This window comes from Tunicatimonas sp. (assembly GCF_049647865.1).
In the GTDB taxonomy this organism is placed as follows: Bacteria; Bacteroidota; Bacteroidia; order Cytophagales; family Cyclobacteriaceae; genus Tunicatimonas.
This window is the reverse complement of sequence record NZ_JBARYM010000174.1, coordinates 1-6,489: the sequence shown is the minus strand read 5'-3', so window position 1 is coordinate 6,489 and position 6,489 is coordinate 1. Positions and strand designations below refer to the sequence as shown.

5 protein-coding genes are annotated in these 6,489 nt (G+C 47.5%); all 5 read right to left on the bottom strand.

Features of this window, described 5'->3' with window-relative positions:
* The coding region (locus WBA23_RS05315; protein WP_424581209.1) for a DUF2231 domain-containing protein at positions 1-198 on the bottom strand (198 nt) is incomplete at its 3' end.
* 146 nt (positions 199-344) lie between these two features.
* Positions 345-1,859 (bottom strand): sulfatase, encoded by a 1,515-nt coding sequence (locus WBA23_RS05310; protein ID WP_424581208.1) that lies wholly within the window; start codon positions 1,857-1,859, stop codon positions 345-347.
* A gap of 71 nt (positions 1,860-1,930) precedes the next feature.
* The gene (locus tag WBA23_RS05305; RefSeq protein ID WP_424581207.1) at positions 1,931-3,370 is read right to left on the bottom strand and encodes a sugar porter family MFS transporter; all 1,440 of its coding nucleotides are present in this window, start codon (positions 3,368-3,370) and stop codon (positions 1,931-1,933) included.
* A 181-nt stretch (positions 3,371-3,551) separates the two neighbouring features.
* Positions 3,552-4,988 carry an arylsulfatase gene (locus WBA23_RS05300; protein ID WP_424581206.1) on the bottom strand — a complete coding sequence of 479 codons (1,437 nt, stop codon included), beginning with the start codon at positions 4,986-4,988 and terminating at the stop codon, positions 3,552-3,554.
* A gap of 101 nt (positions 4,989-5,089) precedes the next feature.
* Positions 5,090-6,489, bottom strand: a 1,400-nt coding sequence (locus WBA23_RS05295) for an FAD-dependent oxidoreductase (RefSeq protein ID WP_424581205.1), incomplete at its 5' end; no start/stop codon positions are given.

Below are 6,489 nucleotides of genomic sequence, written 5' to 3'. Positions count from 1 at the left end.
AATGGCGGAAGCTACTGCACTCGCTGCCCCTAAGTAGATAATCCATCGGATACCTTCCCGCAAACCAGGTTTATTCCCGTCCAAAGTGAGTAACTCCATAAAAAGACCCACCACCAGTAATGCTACAGGGAAGTGAACCAGCAGTGGGTGCAGACGGCCCAAGAATTCGGGAATCCAAGAAAATGCGTTTGCTTCCATTTTATGTTTTCTTTCTCTTACTGCTTGCTAGGTAATAGCATTACCAATCCGCCGTGGTCAGGTAGTCTTGAAGATACCACTTACAAATATAGCCTGCAAACCAGTTAGATTTCTACATCATATAGGATTAGCCTATACAACTATATTTAACGAATTAGCTCACCAAACTTAATGGGTTCACCTTCCCATAGCCAGTCGCCGTTTTCTTCAACTAGGATACGAGCTCGGCTCCCAGGGGCGAGCGGGGCATCTTCAGCAGGTATCCAGGAAGCGAGTTCAGTAATCACTTCTGCGTATTCGGGAATCTTAGCTAAATTGGCCCACTCACCCGGATCGCGTAAGTGATCGTACAGCTCTTCGCTACCGTCGGCGTAGCGGATATACCGCCACCGCTCCGAGCGTATTGTATGGTTACCGGGGTTGTGGGTAGTGATAGCGGGACGTTTCCGAGGAGTATCGGCTTTTTTTAACTGTGGCACCAGCGATATACCTTCCAGTCCTGATTTAGCGGGTAAACCAGCCAGTTCTACCAAAGTAGGATACATATCCAGTAACTCGGCAGGTTGAGAGGATTGGGCACCCACCGATACTCCTGGCCCGGCAAATATCAATGGAACCCGAGTTGAGCGTTCCCATAACGTATTTTTACCCGTGATGTCCTTTTCCCCCAAATGATACCCGTGATCTGACCAAAACACAACGATAGTGTTTTTGTCTAACCCCCGGGCTTCCAGTGCATCCAACACGCGCCCCACCTGGGCATCCATAAAACTAATGGTTGCTAGGTAAGCTCGTACTTTGGCTCGCCACTGGTTGTTTTCTATCACCCACGACAGCCGAGGCTCCGGTAAAAACCAGTGTAAGTACCAAGCGAAATCGGGCACATCATCCCGATCACCTTGCGGGGCAGGGGGAAGTATAATATCTTCTTCTGGGTAAAGATCGAACCACTTCTGGGTAGTATACAGCGGCACATGCGGTTTATTGAATCCGACCGCCAGAAAGAACGGTTTTTCGCGAATATCCTCTCGAGCTAATTGTTCTACTGCCCAGCTTGCCACTTGATAATCATCCATTGCTGCCTCATCTTCTACCGGATATACACCCCAATCTACCAATGGATGATTCACCATATCCAGTGGTTCTTTGACTAGCTTTTCTTCTGGTTTGGGGGCGTGCCCTCCGTCAGGTCCCCATTCCTGAAACTCAACTTCGCGTTCTTTTGAGGTAATACCGGCGTGTAGCACTTTACCGCCTGACAAAGTGCGGTAGCCGTTCGCGGCGAAGTGCTGAGGTAAAGTTACTGCATCTTTCGTTTTTTCTATCTGCCGATGGCGAGGGGCTAGTCCGTAAATACCCGTGGTAGAAGGACGCAGCCCCGTTATGATACTTACTCGCGATGGGTTGCACAACGGGGCTTGCGTATGAGCATTCGTGAAGAGCATGCCTCGCGCGGCCAAACGGTCAATATTGGGAGTTTTCACTTGGGGATGCCCCTTCAGCACTCCTACCCAATCGTTAAGATCGTCGCTAGCAATAAACAATACGTTCGGACGGTTCTCCTTATCTTCTTGAGCCCGTACAGGACCGAAGACGAGAAGTCCTATTACAAGAGTAAATATGAAAGATTCTAGCTGGGCATTCTGTATTTTATTAATCATTGACAAGGGTATAGGAAGTGTAGATATTAGAAGCTAAAGATAATTGATGCTATCGAAAACCGCTACTATCGTTATGTTTTTCCGGCCATGGCGGGAGTTTCGTGCGTGTCGCCCACCAGTTCGCGTTCAATTTCTTCTAGGGTTTTTCCTTTAGTTTCGGGTAAGATAAAGTAAAGAACGATAAATCCGGCTGCACATATCAATCCATAAAGCCAGAAATTATTGGCCCACCCCAGGCTCTCTTTAATTGTAGGGAAACTAAAGGTTAGCGTGAAGTTACCTACCCAATGAGCAAAAGCCGCGATAGACATGGCTGCTCCCCGAATACGATTAGGAAATATTTCAGATAGCACTACCCATAGTAAAGGGGCAAGGGTGATTGAATAGAATAACACATTGGCCAATACCAGTAGCACAATTACCGATCCTTGGTAATCAGCGTAGAAGCAGTAGCCGATGAGCGCATAAACTACGGCCATAGAAGAAGTACCGAACAGCAGTAGTGTTTTTCGCCCTAACTTATCTACCGTTAGCATCGTAATAATTACTGCTAGCACCATCACTGTACCAATCACTACAATATTGAGCATCATCTGCTGAAGGTTGTAGCCCGCCGCCTGAAATATATCGGCCGCATAGTAGATAATTACGTTCAGACCACTCCATTGCTGCAAAAACGACAGAAATACCCCTAAGCCTACCAATTTTAAAATTCGATTATTGAGCAGTTCTTTAAAGTTTACTTGAGCGACATCTTCCTGGGATAGCGTTAATTTCACTTCGTTAATTTGCTTTTGCGCATACACATCGCCACCGATTTTTTGGAGCACCTGCTTGCCTTCTTCAGATCGTCCGTTTTTCACCAGCCAGCGAACACTTTCCGGCACTAAAAACATGAGGGCAAAAAAAGCGAAGGCGGGAATAGCCTCCACCCCGAACATCCATCGCCAACCGGTTTGTCCGCTCCAACTCTGGGCAATCACTTCGGCAGTAGCATCCACCGGCAAAGCCGTATCTAACAGCGAAATACGCCAGTTCACAATCTGCGCCAGTAGCACCCCAATCATCACCAGCAATTGATTAATCGTTACGAACATTCCTCTTTTCTCGGGTGGAGAAACCTCAGCGATATACATGGGTGATAGATTTAAGGCGATACCCATCGCTATTCCTCCAATAATTCGGTAAGTATTGAACCAAGTAAAGTCCGAAGCTAAAGCCGTACCTAGGGCCGATAGGGTAAATAGTGCTCCGGAAAATATAAGCAGCCGTTTACGTCCGTAACGATCACTAAGGGCTACGCAAGCCAACGCACCTACCATACAACCCACTAATGCCGAACTTGTGCCCCATCCTTGCAACGCAGGAGTATTTAACTGAAAGAATGGTTCGTAGTAAGGCTTCGCTCCTCCCACTACAACCCAATCGTAGCCAAATAGAAAGCCGCCCAGTGCTGCGGTAAGACTGATAAGCCATAGATAGGTTTGATTGTAAGTAGTTGGTTGGTTCATTGACTCTATGTTTGAAGTTTCAATTTACAGGTTTTTAGTAAATGGTGTTCGGGCTTTCATGAAATGATGTTATGGTAATCGAAGTTACGTGAGGACTTTAACACGCTAACACCATCGCACTATTACACTTTTCCAGTACTTCTCAATCGGCACGGTATTTCAGCTTTCTTGGATAATTTGCTTAGGGTTGATCAAAGGGAGACGGAAAGTTTTGGTTAGCGATGCGGTGGTTCATCATGACAGAATCCATCTGAGCGGCAACAGCCGGGTGTTCGGAGGCTACGTTGGCTTCTTCGCCGGGGTCGGCTTGTAAGTCGTATAGTTCTACTTGATAAGATTCGGTTTCATCCGGCTTCTTAATAGCTTTCCACTGATCCATTCGTAGGGCTTGCCAGAAATACGGTATGGGAAATTCCCAGTACAGATAATCGTGCTTCGGTTGATATTCATCTTGCAGTTCCGGTAGCAGTGATATGCCATTGTTTGGCGGGGCATCTACTCCAGCCATTTCGCAGAACGTAGGCATAAAATCCCAGAGGGCGGAAGGGTGGTCGGATTTGCGTCCGGCATCGGTCGTTCCGGTCCAGCGAGCCACCAGCGGCATCCGGATACCGCCTTCGTACAAATCTCGTTTGAACCCGCGCCAAGGACCATTAGAGTTAAACATCAGTATGGGATCATAATTCTCCGGACCGTTGTCACTGGTGCAGACAATTAAGGTGTTTTTACCTAGTCCCAGACTATCTACTAAATTCACGATAGTGCCTACTGCTTGATCTAGCTTATCAATCATGGCAGCGTAGGCTTTCTGCTCCTGGCCCCAGGGTTTATCGGCAAATTTATCCAGGGAAGGTGCTTCGTTCAACTCATTAGGAAGTGCTTCGCCGTTAGAATGTGGGATGATTACCGGCAGATACAGAAAGAACGGGCTATTTTGATGCTGCGCGATAAATGAAACAGCTTTCTCAGTGAATAAGTCCTGCACGTAATCCACCTTTTTAGTGCTGCGACTGCCTAAGCCTTCGTGCCAGAGCGTGTCCGACAGATAAGTCACTTCATTATTTAGGTAGACCGTATCATTATTCTCCAGCACAAATTCTGGGAAAGCGTTATGCGCTAAGATTTGATCGAGGTAGCCGTAATAATAGCCAAAGCCCTGCTTCATAGGGTTACCCGAATTCACCGCGTTGCCTAGTCCCCACTTACCAATCATGCCCGTGGCGTATCCGGCCTCTTGTAGTTTTTCGGCTACGGTAATGGCTGAATCAGGCAACGGTAACTGTCCACCCCGGTTGGGTACCTGCTTATTTCCTCGGATAAGGGCGTGTCCCATATCGCGCCCGGTCATCAATCCACAACGCGATGGGGCACATACTGGACTAGCCGTATAGAAACTGGTAAAACGAATGCCCTGCTCAGCTAACGCATCAATGTTAGGAGTAGAGAAGTGCGTTTGCCCGTAACAAGACAGGTCGTTGTAACCCAAATCGTCCGCGAAGATGAAGATGATATTGGGTTGAATGTTAGTGCTAGCTGAATTTTCTTCCGTTGTTTGTTTACAGGAACATACGGCTACTATCAGACAAGAAATCCACAGTACTGAAGCTTTAGCTGACATAGATGGTAGTTAGATTTTAATCAGCTAAATATAACAGAAATTTCTTTCGCTAGAATGCTAGTAAACTTCTCATCTGAATGAACAAGATAATCGTACGTTTTCTACAGATCGCTCGTTAAAGCCCGATAAATATAAAGTAGCAGTTCGCCAATGATAGGCTTCTCTTCGCGGTAGTAGTTCGTGATCTTTTCCTTGATTTGAGGATGATTAAGACGTTTTATCCAGGTGTTCAACAATACAATGTCGGCCGGTTGTTCCGGATGTAGCTCGTGAAAGGGATACGCAGCGGCGTACTGAGTGCCTCGGAGACTGCGGTACGTGGTGGTATCTCGCATGGCTAACGTATCGCGTAGATAGATATCGTGCAAGTATCCCTGCAAGCCCAGCCACTGCGCGGCTTCAAAGTACTCTGAATTGGGAGTTACATCGGAGATATAAGCAGTTTTCGCTTTATTTTGGTGCAGTAGCTTTTGCACGGAACGTACGGGTACATCAGGCACACTCATACTATGCTGAAGCGCTACGTGCGCGGCAATACCGGCCGCTTGCCCTAACGCGGTCCAGGTAGGCTCTAACCGAAGGCCACTGAATCCTACGTGACTGGCCGATACGGCAACCGAAACCAGAAGATTGGTGAAGCCTACCGGAATAATTACTCCTAGCGGGATTTGGAAGGGTGCGGGAATATAGTTAAAGTCACCGTCGGCGACGGAAGGATGTAACGTTGCCGGAGCTACCCCATGGCAGTTAAGCGCATAATCACCAATGGCAATGGCATCTTCTTTGGGTATCGTAATTAGTGAATTGTCAATGGTATTCACATCGTTTTGCGTGAATACGTACTTCCCTTTAATCCGGCGGGCTTCACGAATATAGAGTCGAACAGGAAAGTGTTCGGTGTTTACAAATTCATCTTTAGCCAATCCCCACTGCCGGGCTTCATTCAGAAACGGTTCGGGCATCGCCGAATCATTCTGGACGAAGTAGAGCATACCCAGCAGATGATTCCGGTGCCGATCTATAATCTGTTGGCGCGTAGATGCATCACCTTCGGGGTACGCGTAGTTTTCGCCCAGCAGGGCCATGCGAACGGGGGCATTTTTGATATCATTTACATCGGCCTTCCGATTGGGTAGCATCTGAGTGCGAAACAGCCCATCGCGCGATTTTTCAACAAATACCTGCGACACTTTCTTCTGCTTAAGCACTTCCGCAATGCCTATGTAATCGTCACGGTTATAACCGGGGGGTTTAGGAACTGGTACCCGATTCTGCGGGTCGTCCGTCATGATTGGCCGGAAGTTATACGCCTGAATCTTATCATCGGCGGTTCCGTTGCTACCGGGAAGAATTCTTCCGTATTGATAAAATATCTTTCCGGCCAGAAATTCACCGTAGGCATCCCGGGATTCCCGACCTACCCAGTATTCGGCACCGGCTTGAGCTGCCAGATCGCCTTCGTAGGTAGCATCAATAAAAATCTGACCATTCACCTTTAGCG

What these genes read in the sequence shown, in the direction of transcription:
- WBA23_RS05300 (WP_424581206.1), bottom strand. Translation starts at nt 4,988, where the DNA reads ATGTCAGCTAAAGCTTCAGTACTGTGGATTTCTTGTCTGATAGTAGCC.
- WBA23_RS05310 (WP_424581208.1), bottom strand. Translation starts at nt 1,859, where the DNA reads ATGATTAATAAAATACAGAATGCCCAGCTAGAATCTTTCATATTTACT.
- WBA23_RS05305 (WP_424581207.1), bottom strand. Translation starts at nt 3,370, where the DNA reads ATGAACCAACCAACTACTTACAATCAAACCTATCTATGGCTTATCAGT.